Source organism: Phycicoccus jejuensis (assembly GCF_000720925.1).
Lineage (GTDB): Bacteria > Actinomycetota > Actinomycetes > Actinomycetales > Dermatophilaceae > Phycicoccus > Phycicoccus jejuensis.
In genome coordinates, this window is the sequence record NZ_JOEE01000006.1 from 146657 (window position 1) to 166068 (window position 19412).

Here is a 19412-nt window from a genome sequence, read left to right on the forward strand (position 1 = left end):
GCCGCCGGGCGATGGCCACAGGCTAGCCCTCCGCGCCGACGCGCGCCCCGTCGAACCGGGTGGGGATGCAACGCGCTGCAACGCTTCCCGCGGCGGCCGTCCGCTTGCTGTCCTGTGCCCCATCAGCGCGCGTCGACGAGGACGCGCGGCGGACGACAGGAGCCCCCATGACCGACACCCTGGAGCGCACCACGACCGAGGAGGGGAGCGCGCCGGCCCGGGCCGATGCGTGGCTCTTCGGCTTCGAGCAGGCCCTCGCCGCGGGCGACCTCGACCGCGCCGCCGGGATGTTCGCGACGCGCAGCTTCTGGCGCGACCTCGTGTCGTTCACGTGGAACCTCACGACGGTCGAGGACCCCGACGGCGTGCGCGACCTGCTCGCCCACAACGCCGAGCGGACCGCGGCCTCGGGCTTCGCGACGAGCGAGCCCGCGACCGAGGACGGCGGCGTCGTCACCGCGTGGTTCACCTTCGAGACCTCGACCGGGCGGGGGAGCGGCCTCGTGCGACTCGTCGAGGAGGACGGCGAGGACCGCGCCTGGACCTTTCTCACGTCGCTCGACGAGCTCAAGGGCTTTGAGGAGCCGCGCGGCACCCGACGGGTCCGCGGCGCCGAGCACGGGGCCGACCGCTCGCGCACGACGTGGAAGGAGCAGCGCCAGCAGGAGGCCGAGTCGCTCGGCTCGACGACGCAGCCCTACGTGCTCGTCGTCGGCGGCGGCCAGGGCGGCATCGCCCTGGGGGCGCGGCTGCGGCAGCTCGGCGTCCCGAGCCTCGTCCTCGACAAGCACCCGCGGCCGGGCGACCAGTGGCGCGGGCGCTACAAGTCGCTCTGCCTGCACGATCCGGTCTGGTACGACCACCTGCCGTACGTCAAGTTCCCCGACAACTGGCCGGTCTTCGCCCCGAAGGACAAGATCGGCGACTGGCTCGAGTCGTACGTCAAGGTCATGGAGGTGCCGTACTGGTCGAGCACCGAGGCCAGGAGCGCGACGTGGAACGACGAGGCCGGCGAGTGGGTCGTCGAGGTCGAGAAGGAGGGGCAGCCGCTGACGCTGCGCCCGACGCACCTCGTCTTCGCGACGGGCATGAGCGGCAAGGCGCGGATGCCCGAGGTCGAGGGGATGGACGTCTTCCGCGGCGACGTGCACCACTCCTCGCGGCACCCCGGCCCGGACGCCTACCGCGGCAAGAAGGCCGTCGTCATCGGCAGCAACAACAGCGCGTTCGACATCTGTGGGGCCCTGTGGGAGAACGACGCCGACGTCACGATGGTGCAGCGCAGCTCGACGCACATCGTCAAGTCCGACAGCCTCATGGAGTACGGCCTCGGTGACCTCTACTCCGAGCGGGCGCTCGCGGCGGGGGTGACGACCGAGAAGGCCGACATGATCTTCGCGTCGCTGCCCTACCGGATCCTCCACGAGTTCCAGATCCCCGCCTACGAGAAGATGGCCGAGGTCGACAAGGACTTCTACGACCGCCTCGAGAAGGCCGGCTTCTGGCTCGATTGGGGTGACGACGGCTCCGGCCTCTTCATGAAGTACCTGCGACGCGGGTCCGGCTACTACATCGACGTCGGCGCCGCCGAGCTCGTGGCCGACGGCGAGGTCAAGCTCGCCCACGGGCAGGTCGTGCGCCTCACCGAGGACGCGGTCGTGCTCGACGACGGCACCGAGCTGCCCGCCGACCTCGTCGTCTTCGCCACCGGCTACAACTCGATGAACGGCTGGGTCGCCGACCTCATCGACCAGGAGACGGCCGACCGGCTCGGCAAGTGCTGGGGCCTCGGCTCGGACACGACGAAGGACCCCGGGCCCTGGGAGGGCGAGCAGCGCAACATGTGGAAGCCGACCCAGGTGCCGAACCTGTGGATGCACGGCGGCAACCTCCACCAGTCGCGCCACTACTCGCAGTTCCTCGCCCTGCAGCTCAAGGCGCGCTTCGAGGGCCTCGACACCCCCGTGTACCGGCTGCAGGAGGTGAACCACACGTCATGAGGGCCGCCCGCTTCCACGCCCGCGGCGACATCCGCGTCGACGACGTCCCCGAGCCGGCGACCCGGCCGGGCACCGTCAAGGTCGAGGTCGAGTGGTGCGGCATCTGCGGCACCGACCTGCACGAGTACCTCGACGGCCCGATCTTCGCGCCGACGGCCGAGGCGCCGCACCCGCTGACCGGTGAGTCGGCCCCGATCACCCTCGGCCACGAGTTCGCCGGCGTCGTCGCCGAGCTCGGCGAGGGCGTGACCGACCTCGCGGTCGGAGACCGGGTCGTCGTCGAGCCGTACATCATCTGCGGGCGGTGCGACGCGTGCCGGCAGGGCCGCTACAACGTCTGCGCGACACTGGGATTCGTCGGGCTCTCGGGCCACGGCGGCGGCTTCAGCCAGTTCGTCGTCGCCGAGCGCCGCTGGGTCCATCCGCTCGGGGAGCTCGGGACGGACGTGGGCGCGCTCATCGAGCCGCTCGCCGTCGCCTACCACGCGGTGCGGCTCTCGGGCGCGCAGCCGCAGCACTCCGCGCTCGTGTTCGGCGCCGGGCCGATCGGCCTCGTGACGACGGCCTGCCTCAAGGCGGTCGGCGTCGAGGAGGTGCTCGTCGTGGAGCCGGCGCGGGCCCGCAAGGAGAAGGCGCTCGTCGCCGGGGCCGACCACGTCGTCGACCCGCGGGACGCCGACGTCGTCGAGGCGGTCATGGAGATCACGGACGGCCGCGGCGCCGACGTGTCCTTCGAGTGCGCCGGCCTCGACCAGGTGCTCGCGACGGCCATCCGCTCGACCCGCGCCGGCGGCCGCTGCGTCAACGTCGCGATCTGGGGCCACGAGGCGTCGGTGGCGATGAACGACCTCGTCTTCCGCGAGGTCGACGTCCTCGGCAGCCTGGCCTACTGCGACGACCACCCGGCGACCATCGCCATGGTCCGCGACGGCAAGGTCGACCCGTACCAGTTCATCACCGGGCGGATCGACCTCGGCGACATCGTCGAGCAGGGCTTCCGGCAGCTCGTCGACAACAAGGAGGAGAACGTCAAGATCCTCGTCCACCCCTGATCGGGAGGGCGCGCCGGACCGCGCCCCCCGACGCCCCCTCCCGCGGCCGGTCCCTCCCCGGCCGCGGGAGGGGTGCGCGGTGGCAGGGTGGGAGGCGGCGCCACCGACCGGTCGGCGCCGCCACGGACGATGGAGGAACGACGTGCGGGTCGCGGTGCTGGGGACGGGGATCATGGGCAGCGGGATGGTCCGCAGCCTGCTGCGCGAGGGGCACGAGGTCGTGGCCTGGAACCGCACGGCGGAGCGCGCCGAGCCGCTCGCCGCCGACGGCGCGACGGTGGCCGGCTCGGTGGCCGAGGCCGCGGACGACGCCGACGTCGTCGTGACGATGCTCTTCGACGCGGACGCGACCGTCGAGGTCGGCCGGGAGGTCGTCGCGCACCTGCGCGAGGACGCCGTCTGGCTGCAGTGCGGCACCGTCGGCGTCGAGGGGGCCGCGCGGGTGGCCGAGGTCGGTGACGGGCGGGTGCTCGACGCTCCGGTCCTCGGGACGCGCAAGCCGGCCGAGGAGGGCGCGCTGGTCGTGCTGCTCTCGGGCCCGGAGGCGTTGAGGCAGAGGGTGGCTCCGGTGCTCGAGGCCATCGGGTCGCGGTCGGTCGTGGCCGGTGACGAGGTCGGGGCGGCGAGCGCGCTCAAGCTCGCGTGCAACGCGTGGGTGGCACTGCTGACGGCGGGGACGGCGCAGTCGCTCGCCCTCGCCGGCGCGCTCGGGGTCGACCCCGCGCTGTTCCTCGAGGCCATCGACGGCGGCCCGGTCTTCGCTCCCTACGCGAAGGTCAAGGGCGGGGCGATGCTCGCGGAGGACTGGACGCCCTCGTTCGAGGTCGACGGGGTCGTCAAGGACCTCGGCCTCATGGTCTCGGCGGGCGCGGCGGCCGGCTTCCCGACCGAACTGCTCCACGTCCTGCACGAGCTCTTCGCGCAGGCGTCGGGAGCCGGGCACGGCGCCGACGACATGGCCGCGGTCCGTACCGTCTTCCCCTGACCCTCCTCGGGTCGAGTGCGGAAGTGGTCGCCGGGGCAGCCGCTTCCGCCCTCGCCCCGGACAGGCGCCCGGGTCGAGTGCGCCGGCGGTAGCGCAGGCAGCCGCTTCCGCCCTCGACCCCGACGGGGGCGCTGGTCGCCTCGTCAGGAGCGGCCGACGCGCCAGGTGGTGCGGGCCTCGAACACCTCGCCGGGGCGCAGGGTCGCGTCGGGGAAGGCCGGATGGTGCGCCGCGTCCGGGAAGCCCTGCGTCTCGAGCGCCACACCGGCGGACCGGCGCAGCGGACGGCCGTCGAGGCCGGTCAGCGACCCGTCGAAGTGCGCCCCGGTGTAGACCTGCACCGCCGGGCGGTCGGTGTGCACCTCGACCCACCGGCCGCTCGCCCCGACGAGCCGGGCGGCCCGCCGCATCCCCGCCCCGTCGACGACGAGGTTGTGGTCGAGGCCGCCGCCGCGCACGAGCTGCTCGTCGTCGAGGGCCAGGACGTCACCGATGCGTCGCGCCTGCCGCAGGTCGAACAGCGTGCCGTCGACCGGCAGCACGTCGCCCGTCGGCAGCAGGTCCGGGCCGACCGGGGTGAAGGACGACGCGTCGACCTCGAGGCGGTGGTCGAGGACGTCCGGGGCGTCGTCGAGCGCGAAGTAGGCGTGGTTGGTCATCCCCAGGTAGGTGGCGGCCGTCGTCGTCGCGTGGTGGTGCAGCCGCACCTCGTCGCCGGCGACCTCGTACGTGACCCGCGCGGTCACCTCGCCGGGCAGCCCCTGGTCGCCGTCCGGGCTGACCAGCCCGAGCACGACCCGGGACGGCGCCTCCTCGAGGACCTCCCAGGTGCGCCGGTCCCAGCCCTCGGGCCCGCCGTGCAGCGCGTTGGCGCCGTCGTTCGGTGGGACGCGGTGCTCGGTGCCGTCGACGACGACGCGGCCGCCGCCGAGCCGGTTCGTGAAGCGGCCGACGGTCGCGCCGAGGTAGCCGCCGTCCGCGACGTAGGTGCCGGGGTCGTGGTGGCCGAGGACGAGGTCGACCGGGCCGCCGTCGTCGAGGGTCAGCCGGCGCACGGCGGCCCCGGCGGTGAGGACCTCGAGGGCCAGCCGGTCGCTGCGCAGGACGAGGGTGCGGGAGGGAGCGCTCACGGCGCCATCCTGCCCGGTGCGGCGCTTCCTGAGAGGCGGGTGGGTCGGGCCGCCGCTCCGGCCGGGCGGGGCGTCGGCGCGCCCGCCTAGACTCGCCGCATGCGCGTCCGGCTCGGCCTGAGGAGCCGCATCCTCGCCCTGACGATGCCGGTCGTCCTGCTCATCAGCGCCGCGCTCGCCGGCATCGTCTACCTCTCGCTCGGGCAGGTGCTCGAGGCCTCCGCCCGGGACGTCGCGCGCGCCGAGGTGGTCGAGCTGCGCGCCGACCTCGCGGTGCACGGCGTGAGCGACCTCATCGGCACGCACGCCGTCCTCGACGGCAACCGCGTCGTCCAGGTCGTCGACCCGCGCACCCGCGAGGTCGTCGCCGCGACGGGCGGCGCCCCCACGACGCCGCTGCTCCGGGTCGAGCCCGAGGGCGACTCCGTGCGCGTCGAGAAGGTCAGCGACGTCACCGGGCTGCCCGAGGGCGCGTGGGTCGTGGCCACCGCCGACGCCTCCTCGCCCGAGAACGAGCACTACACGCTGCTCGTCGGGGTGCCGACCCGTGTCGAGACGACCGCGCTCGGGCAGTCCACCGAGTTCGCGTTCATCGGCGCCGTCGGGCTCATCGCCCTCCTCGGCGCCGTGACGACCTTCGCGGTCGGCCAGGCCCTGCGCCCCGTCGAGCGGATGCGCGACCAGGTCGAGGCCGTCGCCGCCTCGGGCGCGCCACCGGCCCCCGGCCCGGCCCTCGAGGTGCCCGCCGGGCGCGACGAGCTCGCCCGCCTCGCCGAGACGATGAACCACCTCCTCGAGCGGATGCACACCGCCGACGCCTCGCGCCGGGCGTTCGTCGCCGACGCCGGCCACGAGCTGCGCAGCCCGCTCGCGACGATCCGGGTGCTCCTCGACCGGCTCGCCGAGGAGCGGCCGAGCACCGACCGGCAGGCGACCGCGGCCCGCGCGTCCGCCGAGGTCGACCGCCTGGCCGTCCTCGTCGAGGACCTGCTGACCCTCGCCTCCGCCGACGAGCACGCGATGGTCCTGCACCGCGCCGAGATCGACCTCGACGACGTCGTCCTCGCCGAGACCGGGGCGCTGCGGGCGCGGGGGATGCCCGTCTCGGTCGCCGTCGAGCCGGTGCGCCTCGAGGGCGACCCCGCGCGGCTCGGGCGGGTCGTGCGCAACCTCCTCGAGAACGCCGAGCGGCACCGCAACGAGGTCGTCCGCGTCCGGCTCGGCCACGACGGGGAGGCCGCCGTGCTCACCGTCGACAACGACGGCCCGCCCATCGAGCCGGCCGACCGCGACCGCGTCTTCAACCGCTTCGTGCGCCTCGACGACTCGCGCACCCGCGGCACGGGCGGCACCGGCCTCGGTCTGGCCATCGTCGCCGAGGTCGTGGCGGCGCACGACGGCACGGTCGAGGCCACCGAGAGCCCCGAGGGATGGTGCCGCTTCGCGGTCAGGCTCCCGGTGCAGGCTCCGTCGGGTTGAGCCGGTAGCCGAGGCCGCGCACGGTCTCGATGACCTTGGTGTCGAAGGGCGCGTCGATCTTCCGGCGCAGGTAGCCGATGTAGACCTCGACGACGTTGTCGGCGCCCGGGTAGTCGGAGTCCCAGACGTTCTCGAGGATCTCGGCCTTGCTCTGGACGAGCCCGACCTTGCGCATCAGGTGGTGCAGGAGCGCGTACTCGCGGGCGGTCAGCTGGATCTCCTGCCCCTCGCGGGTCACCCGCCGGGTCGTGGGGTCGAGGCTGAGCGGACCCGCCTGGAGGGCGACCGGCCGCTCGGGCGCGCCGCGCCGGGCCAGGGCCTGCAGCCGGGCGAGGAGGACGGGGGTGCTGAAGGGCTTGGTGACGTAGTCGTCGGCGCCGAGCTCGAAGGCGTCGGTCTGGTCGAACTCGCCGTCCTTGGCGGTGAGCATGAGCACGGGCGTCCACACCTTCTGGTGGCGCAGGTGCTTGAGGACGTCGTACCCGTTCATCCCCGGCAGCATGATGTCGAGGACGAGGGCGTCGTACTGGCTGGAGAGGCCGAGCCGCAGCCCCTCCATGCCGTCCTCGGCATGGTCGACGACCCAGCCGGCCTCGCGCAGGGCGTCGCCCAGCGCCGCGGCCAGGGGTTTCTCGTCCTCGACGAGGAGCAGCCTCATCGCGTCTCCCTCCGTGCGGTCGTCGTGCTGCGGGACCCTACCCCCCGCGCGTCGTCGGACGCTCCGGACGTCAGGTACAGTACTCGGGTCCGGTCGGCCGAGAGGCGCTCCGGACCTCGGACCGGCGTCCGGGAGCTGCGAACCCCCTGCACGCAGCTCCCGGGCGTCTTCCGTTGTGGGGGAATCTTATTCGTCGGGCGTGGAGCGACGGGCCGACGCTCAGTGGTCGCGCAGCGCCTCGATCAGCTCGTCCTTGGACATCGACGAGCGGCCCTCGACCTCGAGCTCCCGAGCGCGCTCCTGGAGCTCCTTCTTCGTCCACTCCTCGTAGGCCGGGGACGAGCCCCCCTTGTGGCCCACGGCGGAGCGCGAGGTGTTGGCGGCGGCGTTGGCGATGCGCGCCGACTTCTCCTTGCTGTTGCCCTCGTCCCGCAGCTTCTCGTAGAGCTCGGGGTCCTTGACCGAGGGTCCGGGGTCCTTGCGTGCGGGCACGGCCGCCTCCTTCGTCGCTGGTTCGTCGTTCCTACCCTCTCCCGGCCCCGGTCACGCTCCCGGCGTGGAACCGACCCTCGCACGCCCCGTGGGACGACGGATTCCGCGGGTTTCGGCAGCGATTTCGCGCGGTTAGGATGCCGCCATGATCGAGCAGCAGCGGATCCTCGCGACCGCCATCCCCGGCCCGCGCTCCCAGGAGCTCCAGGCGCGCAAGACGGCCGCGGTCGCCTCCGGCGTCGGCACCGGCCTGCCGGTCTACGTGACGGACGGCGCGGGCGGCATCATCCGCGACGTCGACGGCAACCAGCTCATCGACCTCGGCTCCGGCATCGCGGTGACGACCGTCGGCAACGGCAACCAGCGGGTCGTCGACGCCGTGACCGAGCAGATCGCCCGGTTCACGCACACCTGCTTCATGGTGACGCCGTACCAGCCCTACCTCGAGGTCTGCGAGAAGCTCAACGCGCTGACCCCCGGCGACCACGAGAAGCGCTCGGCCCTGTTCAACTCCGGCGCCGAGGCCGTCGAGAACGCCGTGAAGATCGCCCGGCACGCCACCGGCCGGCAGGCGGTCGTCGTGTTCGAGCACGGCTACCACGGTCGCACCAACCTGACGATGGGCATGACCGCGAAGAACATGCCCTACAAGCACCGCTTCGGCCCGTTCGCACCCGAGGTCTACCGCGTGCCGATGGCCTACCCGTACCGCTGGGCCGGCGGCCCGGAGCGCTGCGCCGAGGAGGCGCTGCGCACGGTGACCGACATGATCCACGCGCAGGTCGGCGAGGAGAACACCGCCGCCGTCGTCATCGAGCCGATCCAGGGCGAGGGCGGCTTCATCGTCCCGCCGGATGGCTTCCTGCCCGGCCTGGCCGAGTACTGCCGCGAGCACGGCATCGTCTTCGTCGCCGACGAGGTGCAGTCCGGGTTCTGCCGCACCGGCGACTGGTTCGCCAGCGACCACGAGGGCGTCGTCCCGGACCTCATCACGACCGCGAAGGGGATCGCCGGCGGCATGCCGCTCGCGGCGGTCACCGGCCGCGCCGACCTCATGGACGCCGTCCACGGCGGCGGCCTCGGCGGCACCTACGGGGGCAACCCGGTCGCCTGCGCGGCGGCGCTCGCGAGCATCGAGTCGATGGAGGTCGACGACCTCGGCGGCCGGGCGCGCAGCATCGGCAAGATCCTCGGCGACCGGCTCGGCTCGCTCGCCGAGAAGCACCCCGAGATCGGCGACGTCCGTGGGCGTGGCGCGATGATGGCGATGGAGCTCGTCACCGACCCCGCGACGAAGGAGCCCGCGGCCGCCCTCGCCGCCGCCGTCAACAAGGGCTGCCACGAGCGCGGCGTCGTCACGCTGACCTGCGGCACCTACGGCAACGTGTTCCGCTTCCTGCCGCCGCTCTCGATCGGCGACGACCTGCTCCACGAGGCGATGGACGTCCTCGAGGAGTCGATGGGCGCGGCGCTGGCCTGAGCGTGGCCACCTCCCTCCCCGCCGCGTTCGACCTCTCCGGGCGCACGGCGCTCGTCACCGGTGCGGGCTCACCGACCGGCATCGGGATGGCCTGCGCGCGCCTGCTGGCCGAGTGCGGCGCCCGGGTCGTCGTCGGGGCCACCACCGACCGAGCGCACGAGCGGGCCGCCGAGCTGCGGGCCGAGGGCCATGACGCGGCCGGAGTCGTGGCCGACCTCACGACGCCGGACGGGGCCTCGACAGCCGTCGCCGCCGCGCTGGAGCTCGCTGGCGGGCTCGACGTGCTCGTCAACAACGCGGGGATGGTCTCGGTCGCGTCCGGCGGCGACTACCTCGGCGGCGACCTCGAGGGGACGCCGCCCGACCGGTGGTCGGCCTCGATCGCGCGCAACCTCGACACCGCGTACCTCGTGACGCGGGCCGCCCTGCCCCACCTGCGCCGCAGCGGGGCGGGGCGCGTCGTCATGGTGTCGTCGACCGCCGGGCCGGTCATGGCGCTGCGCTCGGACGTCGCCTACGCCGCGGCCAAGGCCGGGGTGGTCGGCCTGGCGCGGGCCGTGGCCGTCGACGAGGCGGTGCACGGCGTGACGGCCAACGCGGTCGCGCCGGGGTGGATCGCCACGGGGTCGCAGACCCCGTCGGAGGAGCGCGAGGGGCACCTCGTCCCCGCCGGCCGCTCGGGGACGGCGCAGGAGGTCGCGGCGGCGGTCGCCTTCCTCGCGAGCCCGGGCGCCGCCTACGTCACCGGCCAGCTGCTCGTCGTCGACGGTGGCAACGGGGTGGCGGAGGAGCGCCTGCCCCGCTGAGCGACGCGGTGCCGGGCGCCGCCGCGGTTCCTGCCGGATGCGCACGCGGCTGCCGTCGCATCCGGCAACACCCCCGGCGTCGGCGGTGGGCGACGGTCGTCAGGCGCGGTCGTGGAGCGTCACGTGGTAGCCGTCCGGGTCGGCGAAGGTGAAGGTGCGCCCGAACGGCCCGTCGACGGGCGCGGCCACGACGGGGTGACCGTCGGCGACGAGCGCGTCGTGGATGTCCTGGACGTCGGTGGCGTGCAGCCACACCGCGGTGCCCACGCCCGGGCGCTGGCCTGCCCCGAGGTCGGTGCCCGGCACAACGTCGCGCAGCGCGAAGGCGATCGGCCGGGTCTCGAAGACGACCGCGTGCGGCGGACCGGCGGGGGAGCGGACGAGGCCGAGGTAGGTCTCGTAGAACGCCTGCGAGGCGTCGAGGTCGCGGACCTGGAGCGAGACGAAGTCGGGGCCGGTCACGGGCATGGTTTCCTCCTGCGGGTTAAGTGTCAGTTTTCTGACACGTCGCACTGTATGTCAGACTCCTGACATGAGTCCAGAGCGCGACGGCGTCGACCTCGACACCTCGGTCGGGTACCTGCTCAAGGTGGCCTCGAGCGCCCTGCGCGCGGCGATGGAGCACGCGCTGCGCCCGCTCGGGATGACGGTCACCCACTACTCGACGCTCGAGCTGCTCGCCCAGCGCCCGGGCCTGTCCGGCGCCGAGCTCGCCCGCGGGACGTTCGTCACCCGGCAGTCGATGCACGTCCTGCTGCAGTCGCTCGAGGAGCTGGGGCACGTCACGCGGCCGCAGGAGGCCGAGGTCGGCAGGACGCTGCCGGCGACCCTCACGCCGCTGGGGCGCCGGCGCCTCGCCCTGGCGAGCGCGGCCGTCCGGGAGGTCGAGCAGACGATGCTCGGCGGCCTCACCGAGGGCGACCGGGTCGAGGCGTTGCGCCTCCTGCGCTCGATGGCCGACGCCCTGCGCTGACCCCGCACGTGCGGGCTTTTCGTGGTCGGGCGGGGGTTCGGACAGCGACAACCCCGCACGTGCGGGCTTTTCGTGGTCGGGCGGGGGTTCGGACAGCGACAACCCCGCACGTGCGGGATCTCCTGCGGGCCGGGAGAGCGGTCGGGAGGGGGCGCCGACGCTCGTAGAATCGGCGGGTGACCCGCCCCGTCCTGCGCCAGGTGCACACGATCGGCAAGCGGCGGGCGTGGGCGATCTGGGTCGTCGGCCTGTCGGTCTACGTGCTCGCCGTCTTCCACCGCACCTCGCTCGGCGTCGCCGGCCTGCTCGCGGCCGAGCGCTTCCACATCTCCGCCGCCCAGCTGTCGACGTTCACCGTCGTCCAGCTCGCGGTCTACGCGGCGATGCAGATCCCGGTCGGCGTGCTCCTGGACCGCTTCGGCTCCAAGAAGCTCATGCTCACCGGCCTGCTGCTCATGTCCGGCGGCCAGCTGTGGTTCGCGGTCGCCGGCACCTTCGAGGTCGGCGTCGCCGCGCGCGTCATGCTCGGCGCGGGCGACGCGATGGTCTTCACGTCCCTGCTGCGCCTCGTCGCCGTGTGGTTCCGGGTCAAGCAGGCGCCGTTCGTCACCCAGCTGACCGGCATGATCGGCCAGCTCGGGGCCGTGGCCGCCGCCACGCCGCTGGCCGCAGCCCTCGCCACCTTCGGGTGGACGAGGTCGTTCGCGACCGCCGGCGGCGTCGGCCTGGTCCTGTCCGTCGGGCTCCTCGCCGTCGTCAAGGACTCGCCCTATCGCGGCGAGGCCGTCGAGAAGATCAAGGTCCGCGCCCTCGCAAAGACCCTCGCCGAGGTCTGGGGCAACCCCGGGACGCGCCTCGGCCTCTGGGTGCACTTCTCGTCGCAGTTCGGCGCGACGGTCTTCACGATGCTCTGGGGCTTCCCCTTCCTCGTCGCCGAGGGGATGACCCAGCAGGCCGCCTCCCTCGTCCTCGTCGCGATGACGGTCACCGCGATGGCCGCCGGGCCGGTCGTCGCCGCCTTCACCGCCCGGATGCCCTACCGCCGCTCGCAGCTCGTGCTCGGCATCGTCGGCGTCATCGCCACGACCTGGGCCGTCGTCCTGCTCTGGCCCGGGCCCGCGCCCACGTGGCTGCTCTACGTCCTCGCGGTCGTCACCGCCTGCGGCGGCCCGGGTTCGATGGTGGGCTTCGACCTCGCCCGGACCTTCCACCCGTCCTCGCGGCTCGGCCGCGCGACCGGTGTCGTCAACATCGGCGGGTTCACCGCGTCGCTCCTGGCCATCGCGCTCATCGGCGTCGTCCTCGACCACCTCGCGCCGGGCGGCCCGGAGGACTACACGCTCGACGACTTCCGCATCGCGATGTCCGTGCAGTTCCTCTTCTGGGGCCTCGGCGCCGTGCAGCTCGTCCGCTACCGGCGGCGCAGCCTGCGGCACATCGAGGAGGTCAACCCCGTCGCGCTCGACCGGCTGCGCGAGGGCGAGACCCTGCTGCCCGGCATCTCGCGCGACCTCGACGGCTGAGCCCGCTGGCGGCCGACGCCCGCTGCTCGTTCGACGGTCACGCGCCCGTCGCGTGTCGGACCCGCCACGGACACCGGCGCCTGCCTACCGTTGACCACGGACCGGGCCACGTATGAGATGGCCCGGTCCGTCCGCGTCCGGGGGAGGTGGCGGCGTCAGCCCGCCGTGCGGGGGCTGTAGCTGCCGCTCGGGGTGGCGCAGTAGGTGAACGGGCCGCCCAGGCGGGCGTGGTACTCCATCGTGCGCTGGTCGACGCGCAGGAGCAGCAGCTCGCCCTCGACCGTCATCTGCGTGTAGGCCATGCCCTTCTGCGGGCAGCCGAGCGAGCCGTCGGCCCACGTGACCGGCAGGTACCCGCCGATCCGCACGTCACCCGCGACGATGCCCGCGCGCCCGGCGGCGTCCTGCATGGCGGCCTTCACCTCGGGACGGTCGGCGAGACCCGCGGGGACCTCACCGTCCGCGGGCGGCGGGACGGTCGGCCCGCTCGACGGGTCGGGGCCGCTGGGGCTCGTCGTGGGGTCGGGGGAGGGCGTGGTCGCCGGGGGCGGGGTGGTGGCGCCGGTGCTGCTGCCCGTCGCGGAGGGGGTGGTGTCCCCTCCGGGGGCGGTGGCGCTGCCGCAGGCGGCGAGCAGGGTGGCGGTCAGGGCCGCGATGACGACGAGGGGGAGGCGCACGAGGGTTCCTTCCGGTGGAGGTCCGGGGGTGGGACGCGCCGGGGGCCCGACGGGTTCCGCCACTCAGCGCAGGACGTGCCGCCCGATGACGAGCCGCTGGATCTGGTTGGTGCCCTCGAAGATCTGGGTCACCTTCGCCTCGCGCATGAACCGCTCGGCCGGGAAGTCCTGGGTGTAGCCGGCGCCGCCGAGGACCTGGACGGCGTCGGTGGTCACCTTCATCGCGGCGTCGGTGGCGACGAGCTTGGCGACCGCGGCCTCCTTGCTGAACGCGCGCCCGGCGTCCTTGAGGCGGGCCGCGTGCAGGTAGGTCGCGCGGGCGCTCGTCACCGCGGCCTCCATGTCGGCGAGGAGGAACGACAGGCCCTGGAACTCGCCGATGGCGCGTCCGAACTGCTTGCGCTCCTTGGCGTACGACGCCGCAAGATCCAGCGCGCCCTGTGCGAGACCGGTGCTCGCGGCGGCGATGCCCAACCGGCCTGCGTCGAGGGCGGACAGCGCGATGGCCATCCCCTGGCCCTCGTCACCGATGCGGCGGTCGGCCGCGACGCGGACGTCGTCGAACATCACCTCGCGCACGGTGTCGCAGTGCAGGCCCATCTTCTTCTCCGGCGTGCCGAACGACAGGCCCTCGGCGTCGGCCGGGACGACGAAGCACGACAGGCCGCGGCCGCCGTCGTCGGAGGTGCGGGCGAAGGTCGTGTAGTAGTCGGCGTGGCCGGCGTGGCTGATCCACGCCTTGCGGCCGCGGATCACGTAGGAGTCGCCCTCGCGCGTGGCCCGGGTCGTCATCGACGCGATGTCGGAGCCGGCGAGCGGCTCGGAGAGGCAGTAGGCGCCGAGCTGCGCGCCCGAGAGCATCCGCGGCAGCAGGGCTGCCTGCTGCTCCGCCGTGCCGAAGGCGGTGACCGGGTAGGCGGTCAGCGAGTGGACCGAGACGCCGACGGCGACGCTCATCCACGCGCTCGCGACCTCCTCGACGACCTGGAGGTAGACCTCGTAGGGCTGCCCGTAGCCGCCGTGCTCCTCGGGGTGGGGGAGCGAGAGCAGCCCCGCCTCGCCGAGCGTGCGGAAGACCTCGGTCGGGAACTGCTCGCCGGTGGCGGCGGCGCGCTCGGCCTCGTCGACCTGCGGTCGCAGGGTCTTGTCGCAGATCTCGCGGGTCAGGTCGATGAGGTCCTGACCCTCCTCGGTCGGCATCAGCCTCGTCGCAGCCATGCCCCGAGGGTAACGAGGTGGTTGGACGTCCAACAAAACCCGGGACGGACCGACCGCCCCGCCGTCAGAGGACGGGCGGCCGGTGCGGGGTCGGGGCCTCGTCCGGGTCGCGGAAGCGCACCAGCTCCGGGCGCTTGGCGGTGCGGGCGTCGCCGGACGACGTACCGCGCACGCGGCGCTCGACCCACGGGGCGGCGTGCGTGCGGACCCACTCGGCGTGCTGGCGCAGCTCGTCGGAGCGCGAGGTCCGGTCGGCGGGCGGCAGGGGAGTGGTCCAGTCGGCGGTGTCGGTCTCGTGGCCGAGCGCCGTGAGGGCGGCGAGCGCGACGCGGCGGTGGCCCTCGGTCGTCAGGTGGATGCGGTCCTCGGACCACATCCGCCAGTCGCGCAGCGCCCGCATCCCCCAGAGGTTGAGGACGTGGCAGCCGTGGTCCTGCGCGATCGTGAAGATGTTCGCGGCGTGGACGGCGTGCCGGCCGCGCAGCGCGCGGAAGAGGCCGGCGTCGCGGGTGTCGGTGGGCGTGGCGAGCAGGACGTCGGCGCCGGCGGCCCGCAGGCGCACCACCGCGTCCTCGAGGCGGGAGGCGAGGGAGTCGAGGTCGACGCTGGGGCGCAGCAGGTCGTTGCCGCCGCCGACCATCGAGACGAGGTCGGGGGACATCTGCAGGGCGGCGTCGAGCTGCGGGCCGACGACGTCCGAGAGCGTGCGCCCGCGCACCGCGAGGTTGGCGTACCCGAAGGGCAGGTGCTCGGCCTCGGCGACGCCGTCGAGGGCGTGGGCTAGCCGGTCGGCCCAGCCGACGAAGGCGTCCGGGCGGTCGGGGTCGGGGTCGGACATCCCTTCCGTGAAGGAGTCGCCGATGGCGACGTAGCGGGTCCAGACCCGGCGCTCGGCGGGGTGGGTGGTCACGTGAGCCTCCAGTCGACCGGCGCGGCGCCGGCCTCGGTGAGCAGGGCGTTGGCGCGCGAGAACGGGCGCGAGCCGAAGAACCCGCCGTGCGCCGACAGCGGGCTCGGGTGGGCGGACTCCAGGCAGGGGATGCCCGCGCCGGTCAGGTGCGGCGCGAGCGAGCGGGCGTCGCGGCCCCAGAGGATCGCGACGAGGGGTCCGCCGCGCTCCGTCAGCGCCTCGATGGCCCGGCCGGTCACCTCCTCCCAGCCGCGGCCGCGGTGGCTGGCCGGCTTGCCGGGGGTCACGGTGAGCACGCGGTTGAGCAGGAGGACGCCCTGGTCGGCCCACGGCGTGAGGTCGCCGGTCTCCGGTCGGGGCAGGCCGAGGTCGGTCCCCATCTCCTTGTAGATGTTGACCAGGCTCTTCGGCACCGGGCGCACGTCGGGCTCGACGGAGAACGACAGGCCCATCGCGTGGCCGGGCGTCGGGTAGGGGTCCTGGCCGACGACGAGCACGCGCACGGCGTCGAGCGGCTGCTGGAAGGCGCGCAGGACGTGGGGGCCGCCCGGCAGGTAGCCGCGGCCGGCGGCGACCTCGCCGCGGAGGAACTCACCGAGCCGGGCGACGGTGTCCTCGACCGGGGCCAGGGCCCGTGCCCACGAGGGGTGGACCAGCTCGTGCAGCGGCCGGGCGGGGCTCGGGGAGGGCGCGGAGGACATCGGCCCCACGCTAGTACGCGTCAGTTGGTGGCCCGCCGGGAGCACCCGCCCGGGTCCGGTCAGGCGAGGATGCCGCGGACCTCGGCGAGGCGCTCCGGCACGAGGCGGTACCAGGCCCACGAGCCGCGGCGCTCGCGCTCGAGCAGGCCGGCGTCCGTCAGCACCTTGAGGTGGTGCGACACCGTCGGCTGGGCGAGGCCCACGAGGTCGGTGAGGTCGCAGACGCACGCCTCGCCGGCCTCGGTCGCCCGGATGGCGCTGACCAGCCGCAGGCGCACCGGGTCGGCGACGGCCTTGAGGAGGCTCGCGCTGCGCTCGGCGTCCGCACGGGACATCCCGCCGTCGACGCCGATGCCGCAGCAGGCGCCGGTGGTGCTCGTGAGGGGCAGCTCGCGGACCGGCACGGGGACCTCCTGGATCGACAGGCCCCTATATTGACACACGTCGATGCCGTGGTCCACGCTGTACCCATCGACGTCCGTCGATGCCAGACCCCTCCCGGAAGGTGCCCCCATGACCGCCGGCCCCACCACGCCGCCCACCGGCCGCGTGCAGCTCGCCCTCAACGTCAGCGACCTCGAGGCGTCGGTCGCGTTCTACTCGGCGATGTTCGGGGTGCCTCCGCACAAGCGCCGCCCGGGGTACGCCAACTTCGCCGTCGAGCAGCCGCCGCTCAAGCTCGTCCTCATCGAGACGAGCGAGGCCACGCGCGGCACCGGCGCCGCCGGCGCGCTCAACCACCTCGGGGTCGAGGTCGGCTCGACCGACGAGGTCGCCGCGGCGCGCGAGCGGTTCTCGGCCGCGGGGCTCGCGGCCTTCGACGAGGACGACACGACGTGCTGCTACGCCCTCCAGGACAAGGTGTGGGTCCACGACCCGGCCGGCGCCCCGTGGGAGGTCTACACCGTCAAGGACGAGAACCCGGTCGACGGCCGGCCCGCGACGGCCAGCCTCGAGGTGCTCGGTGCCGGGGGGGCCTGCTGCCCGTGACGGTCCCCACCGACGCCCCGGCGCCCGCCCCCGCGGGCGCCGCCCGGCTGTCGACCCTCGACCGGCTGCTCCCCGTCTGGATCGGCCTCGCGATGGTCGCCGGCCTCCTGCTCGGGCGCCTCGTCCCCGGCCTCGGCGAGGGCCTCTCGGCCGTCGAGGTCGACGGCGTCTCGCTGCCGATCGCCCTCGGCCTGCTCGTCATGATGTACCCGGTGCTGGCCAAGGTCCGCTACGACCGGCTCGACACCGTGACCGGTGACCGGCGGATGCTCGTCGCGAGCCTCGGCCTCAACTGGGTGCTCGGCCCGGCGCTGATGTTCACGCTCGCGTGGCTGCTGCTGCCCGACCTGCCCGAGTACCGCACCGGGCTGATCATCGTCGGGCTCGCGCGCTGCATCGCGATGGTCGTCATCTGGAACGACCTCGCCTGCGGCGACCGGGAGGCCGCGGCCGTGCTCGTCGCGCTCAACTCGGTCTTCCAGGTGGTCGCGTTCGCCGGCCTCGGCTGGTTCTACCTGTCGGTGCTGCCGGGGTGGCTCGGCCTGCAGCAGACCGCCCTCGACGTGTCGGCCTGGGACATCGCCCGGTCGGTGCTGGTCTTCCTCGGCATCCCGCTCGTACTCGGCTACCTCTCCCGGCGGCTCGGCGAGCAGCGCTGGGGGAGAGACGCCTACGAGCGCTCGTTCCTGCCGCGCATCGGCCCGTGGGCGCTGTACGGACTGCTCTTCACGATCGTCGTGCTGTTCGCGCTGCAGGGTGAGCAGGTCACGAGCCGGCCGCTCGACGTCGTGCGCATCGCGCTGCCCCTCCTCGCCTACTTCGTCCTCATGTGGGGCGGCGGGTTCGTGCTCGGCCGTGGCCTCGGCCTCGGCTACGCGCGGACGACGACCCTCGCGTTCACCGCGGCCGGCAACAACTTCGAGCTCGCCATCGCCGTCGCCATCGCGACCTTCGGCGCGACCGCCGGGCAGGCGCTCGCGGGCGTCGTCGGCCCCCTCATCGAGGTGCCCGTGCTCGTCGGGCTCGTCTACGTCTCGCTCGCCCTCCGGAAGGGGTTCTCCCGTGGCTGACCGCCCGTCCGTCCTGTTCGTCTGCGTCCACAACGCCGGTCGCTCCCAGATGGCCGCCGCCTGGCTGCACCACCTCTCGGGCGGGGCCGTCGAGGTCCGCTCGGCCGGCAGCGCTCCCGGCGACGCCGTCAACCCGGTCGCCGTCGAGGCGATGCGCGAGGTCGGCATCGACATCGCCGCCGAGCGCCCGAAGATCCTGACCCCGGAGGCGGTGCAGGCGTCCGACGTCGTCGTGACGATGGGCTGCGGCGACACCTGCCCGTTCTTCCCGGGCACCCGCTACGAGGACTGGGTGCTCGACGACCCGGCCGGCCAGGGCATCGGGATGGTGCGAGGCGTGCGCGACGAGATCCGGACGCGGGTGCTCGCGCTCCTCGACGAGCTCGGCGTCCCGGCCGTCGCTCCGTCCCACTGACTGCGAGTTCCGCCGCTCGACACGCCCCGGAACGGCGCGTCGAGCGGCGGAACTCGCAAGAAGTCGGGAGGGGGGCTGCGGGAGGAAGGGGCGACTCGCCGGGTTGTGAGTCTCGACGGGGGTGGCGGCCGGGGGTGGACCGCCGTCCGGCCCGCGACGCCGCCCCGTCAGACTGGACCGGTGACCGCGACCCCGCCCTGGCCGACCGTCCTCTTCGACCTCGACGGCACCCTCGCCGACACGATCCCGCTCATCGTCGCCTCCTACCAGCACGCCTTCCGGTCGGTGCTCGGCGAGGAGGTCGAGGAGACGCGGGCGCGCGCGTGGATCGGCCGGCCGCTGCTCGAGGCGCTGCTCGAGGAGAGCCCCGAGCACGGCCACGCGCTCGACGCGACCTACCGCGAGTGGAACCTCGCGAACACCGGCCGGCTCATCCGCCGCTACGAGGGCGTCCCCGAGCTGCTCGAGGCCCTGCACGCGGCCGGCGTGACGACCGCCGTCGTCACCTCGAAGCGCCAGGAGACCGCCCGGCTCGCGCTCGAGGGCGTCGGCATCGACCACCTCGTCGAGGTCGTCGCCGGCCTCGAGGACACCGACCGGCACAAGCCCGCCCCGGACCCCCTCCTGCGCGGCGCGACCGTGCTCGGCGTCGACCCGGCCCGCTGCGTCTACGTCGGCGACGCGACGGTCGACGTGCAGGCCGCGCAGGCCGCCGGGATGGACGCCGTCGCCGTCACGTGGGGCGCCGGCGACCGTGCGGCGCTCGCGGCCCAGGGCCCGACGGCGCTCGTCGACGAGGTCTCCGACCTGCAGGCGCTCCTGCTCGGCCGCGCGGCCTCCTAGACTCCCGCCC

At 74.1% G+C, this 19412-nt stretch carries 21 protein-coding genes; 12 read left to right on the forward strand and 9 right to left on the reverse strand.

Going from position 1 to position 19412, the window contains the following annotated elements; translation table 11 throughout:
- Nucleotides 1-167: 167 nt before the first annotated feature.
- From IG69_RS0112970 to IG69_RS0112985, 3 genes are all read left to right on the forward strand, one after another.
- The gene (locus IG69_RS0112970; protein WP_030528599.1) at nt 168-2000 is read left to right on the forward strand and encodes a flavin-containing monooxygenase; all 1833 of its coding nucleotides are present in this window, start codon (nt 168-170) and stop codon (nt 1998-2000) included.
- Nucleotides 1997-3052 carry a 2,3-butanediol dehydrogenase gene (locus tag IG69_RS0112975; protein ID WP_030528600.1) on the forward strand — a complete coding sequence of 352 codons (1056 nt, stop codon included), beginning with the start codon at nt 1997-1999 and terminating at the stop codon, nt 3050-3052. The genes IG69_RS0112970 and IG69_RS0112975 overlap by 4 nt, the downstream gene beginning before the upstream one ends.
- 79 nt (nt 3053-3131) lie before the next feature.
- On the forward strand, nt 3132-4037 hold the full coding sequence (locus IG69_RS0112985; RefSeq protein WP_281174737.1) for an NAD(P)-dependent oxidoreductase: 906 nt from the start codon (nt 3132-3134) through the stop codon (nt 4035-4037).
- 143 nt (nt 4038-4180) lie between these two features.
- Here the strand turns inward: IG69_RS0112985 and IG69_RS0112990 are convergent, their stop codons facing one another.
- Nucleotides 4181-5167, reverse strand: a complete 987-nt coding sequence (locus IG69_RS0112990) for an aldose epimerase family protein (RefSeq protein WP_051750537.1) — start codon at nt 5165-5167, stop codon at nt 4181-4183.
- 99 nt (nt 5168-5266) lie between these two features.
- Between IG69_RS0112990 and IG69_RS21115 the strand changes: the two genes are divergently transcribed.
- Nucleotides 5267-6646: a sensor histidine kinase gene (locus IG69_RS21115; protein WP_051750538.1), complete on the forward strand. Its 1380-nt coding sequence runs from the start codon at nt 5267-5269 to the stop codon at nt 6644-6646.
- Here the strand turns inward: IG69_RS21115 and IG69_RS0113000 are convergent.
- Entirely contained in the window at nt 6615-7304 is a 690-nt protein-coding gene (locus IG69_RS0113000) for a response regulator transcription factor (RefSeq protein WP_030528603.1), read from the reverse strand. The genes IG69_RS21115 and IG69_RS0113000 overlap by 32 nt on opposite strands.
- Nucleotides 7305-7523: 219 nt before the next feature.
- The gene (locus IG69_RS0113005) at nt 7524-7796 is read right to left on the reverse strand and encodes a DUF7218 family protein (protein ID WP_030528604.1); all 273 of its coding nucleotides are present in this window, start codon (nt 7794-7796) and stop codon (nt 7524-7526) included.
- A gap of 145 nt (nt 7797-7941) precedes the next feature.
- Here IG69_RS0113005 and gabT point away from each other — a divergent pair, with 145 nt between their 5' ends.
- Together gabT and IG69_RS0113015 are read left to right on the forward strand one after the other, a co-directional pair.
- Nucleotides 7942-9276, forward strand: coding sequence for a 4-aminobutyrate--2-oxoglutarate transaminase (gabT, locus tag IG69_RS0113010; protein ID WP_030528605.1), 1335 nt, complete (start codon nt 7942-7944; stop codon nt 9274-9276).
- Nucleotides 9277-9278: 2 nt separating this feature from the next.
- Complete coding sequence (locus tag IG69_RS0113015; RefSeq protein ID WP_030528606.1) at nt 9279-10082, forward strand: SDR family NAD(P)-dependent oxidoreductase; 804 nt, start codon at nt 9279-9281, stop codon at nt 10080-10082.
- 99 nt (nt 10083-10181) lie between these two features.
- Here IG69_RS0113015 and IG69_RS0113020 read toward each other — a convergent pair whose 3' ends face one another.
- Nucleotides 10182-10550: a VOC family protein gene (locus IG69_RS0113020; protein WP_030528607.1), complete on the reverse strand. Its 369-nt coding sequence runs from the start codon at nt 10548-10550 to the stop codon at nt 10182-10184.
- A gap of 64 nt (nt 10551-10614) precedes the next feature.
- On the opposite strand from IG69_RS0113020, the gene IG69_RS0113025 reads away from it, so the two are divergent.
- Nucleotides 10615-11055, forward strand: a complete 441-nt coding sequence (locus tag IG69_RS0113025; protein ID WP_030528608.1) for a MarR family winged helix-turn-helix transcriptional regulator — start codon at nt 10615-10617, stop codon at nt 11053-11055.
- Between the two features lie 176 nt (nt 11056-11231).
- Complete coding sequence (locus tag IG69_RS0113030; RefSeq protein ID WP_030528609.1) at nt 11232-12578, forward strand: MFS transporter; 1347 nt, start codon at nt 11232-11234, stop codon at nt 12576-12578.
- Nucleotides 12579-12733: 155 nt separating this feature from the next.
- On the opposite strand, the gene IG69_RS21120 is transcribed toward IG69_RS0113030, so the two are convergent.
- The 5 genes from IG69_RS21120 to IG69_RS22745 all read right to left on the reverse strand — a co-directional run bounded on the left by IG69_RS21120 (nt 12734) and on the right by IG69_RS22745 (nt 16545).
- Nucleotides 12734-13255 carry a hypothetical protein gene (locus IG69_RS21120; RefSeq protein ID WP_051750539.1) on the reverse strand — a complete coding sequence of 174 codons (522 nt, stop codon included), beginning with the start codon at nt 13253-13255 and terminating at the stop codon, nt 12734-12736.
- A 63-nt stretch (nt 13256-13318) separates the two neighbouring features.
- On the reverse strand, nt 13319-14473 hold the full coding sequence (locus IG69_RS0113040; RefSeq protein ID WP_030528611.1) for an acyl-CoA dehydrogenase family protein: 1155 nt from the start codon (nt 14471-14473) through the stop codon (nt 13319-13321).
- A 64-nt stretch (nt 14474-14537) separates the two neighbouring features.
- Nucleotides 14538-15383 carry an SGNH/GDSL hydrolase family protein gene (locus IG69_RS0113045; protein ID WP_030528612.1) on the reverse strand — a complete coding sequence of 282 codons (846 nt, stop codon included), beginning with the start codon at nt 15381-15383 and terminating at the stop codon, nt 14538-14540.
- Nucleotides 15380-16084, reverse strand: a complete 705-nt coding sequence (locus IG69_RS0113050; RefSeq protein ID WP_030528613.1) for a uracil-DNA glycosylase — start codon at nt 16082-16084, stop codon at nt 15380-15382. Before IG69_RS0113050 ends, IG69_RS0113045 begins: the two co-directional genes overlap by 4 nt.
- A 59-nt stretch (nt 16085-16143) precedes the next feature.
- Nucleotides 16144-16545 carry an ArsR/SmtB family transcription factor gene (locus tag IG69_RS22745; RefSeq protein WP_425414808.1) on the reverse strand — a complete coding sequence of 134 codons (402 nt, stop codon included), beginning with the start codon at nt 16543-16545 and terminating at the stop codon, nt 16144-16146.
- A gap of 52 nt (nt 16546-16597) precedes the next feature.
- Here IG69_RS22745 and IG69_RS0113060 point away from each other — a divergent pair, with 52 nt between their 5' ends.
- From IG69_RS0113060 to IG69_RS0113075, 4 genes are all read left to right on the forward strand, one after another.
- Complete coding sequence (locus IG69_RS0113060; RefSeq protein ID WP_030528615.1) at nt 16598-17074, forward strand: ArsI/CadI family heavy metal resistance metalloenzyme; 477 nt, start codon at nt 16598-16600, stop codon at nt 17072-17074.
- The gene (gene arsB / locus IG69_RS0113065; protein WP_051750540.1) at nt 17071-18144 is read left to right on the forward strand and encodes an ACR3 family arsenite efflux transporter; all 1074 of its coding nucleotides are present in this window, start codon (nt 17071-17073) and stop codon (nt 18142-18144) included. The genes IG69_RS0113060 and arsB overlap by 4 nt, the downstream gene beginning before the upstream one ends.
- Nucleotides 18137-18559 (forward strand): arsenate reductase ArsC, encoded by a 423-nt coding sequence (locus IG69_RS0113070; RefSeq protein WP_030528617.1) that lies wholly within the window; start codon nt 18137-18139, stop codon nt 18557-18559. Before arsB ends, IG69_RS0113070 begins: the two co-directional genes overlap by 8 nt.
- A gap of 180 nt (nt 18560-18739) precedes the next feature.
- Entirely contained in the window at nt 18740-19402 is a 663-nt protein-coding gene (locus IG69_RS0113075; RefSeq protein ID WP_030528618.1) for an HAD family hydrolase, read from the forward strand.
- Nucleotides 19403-19412 lie beyond the last annotated feature (10 nt).

Excerpts from the sequence above, each read along its gene's own strand:
- IG69_RS0112970 (WP_030528599.1), top strand. The coding sequence starts at position 168 with ATGACCGACACCCTGGAGCGCACCACGACCGAGGAGGGGAGCGCGCCG.
- IG69_RS0112975 (WP_030528600.1), top strand. The coding sequence starts at position 1,997 with ATGAGGGCCGCCCGCTTCCACGCCCGCGGCGACATCCGCGTCGACGAC.
- IG69_RS21115 (WP_051750538.1), top strand. The coding sequence starts at position 5,267 with ATGCGCGTCCGGCTCGGCCTGAGGAGCCGCATCCTCGCCCTGACGATG.
- IG69_RS0113000 (WP_030528603.1), bottom strand. The coding sequence starts at position 7,304 with ATGAGGCTGCTCCTCGTCGAGGACGAGAAACCCCTGGCCGCGGCGCTG.
- gabT (WP_030528605.1), top strand. The coding sequence starts at position 7,942 with ATGATCGAGCAGCAGCGGATCCTCGCGACCGCCATCCCCGGCCCGCGC.
- IG69_RS0113020 (WP_030528607.1), bottom strand. The coding sequence starts at position 10,550 with ATGCCCGTGACCGGCCCCGACTTCGTCTCGCTCCAGGTCCGCGACCTC.
- IG69_RS0113025 (WP_030528608.1), top strand. The coding sequence starts at position 10,615 with ATGAGTCCAGAGCGCGACGGCGTCGACCTCGACACCTCGGTCGGGTAC.
- IG69_RS0113040 (WP_030528611.1), bottom strand. The coding sequence starts at position 14,473 with ATGGCTGCGACGAGGCTGATGCCGACCGAGGAGGGTCAGGACCTCATC.
- IG69_RS0113050 (WP_030528613.1), bottom strand. The coding sequence starts at position 16,084 with ATGTCCTCCGCGCCCTCCCCGAGCCCCGCCCGGCCGCTGCACGAGCTG.
- IG69_RS0113060 (WP_030528615.1), top strand. The coding sequence starts at position 16,598 with ATGACCGCCGGCCCCACCACGCCGCCCACCGGCCGCGTGCAGCTCGCC.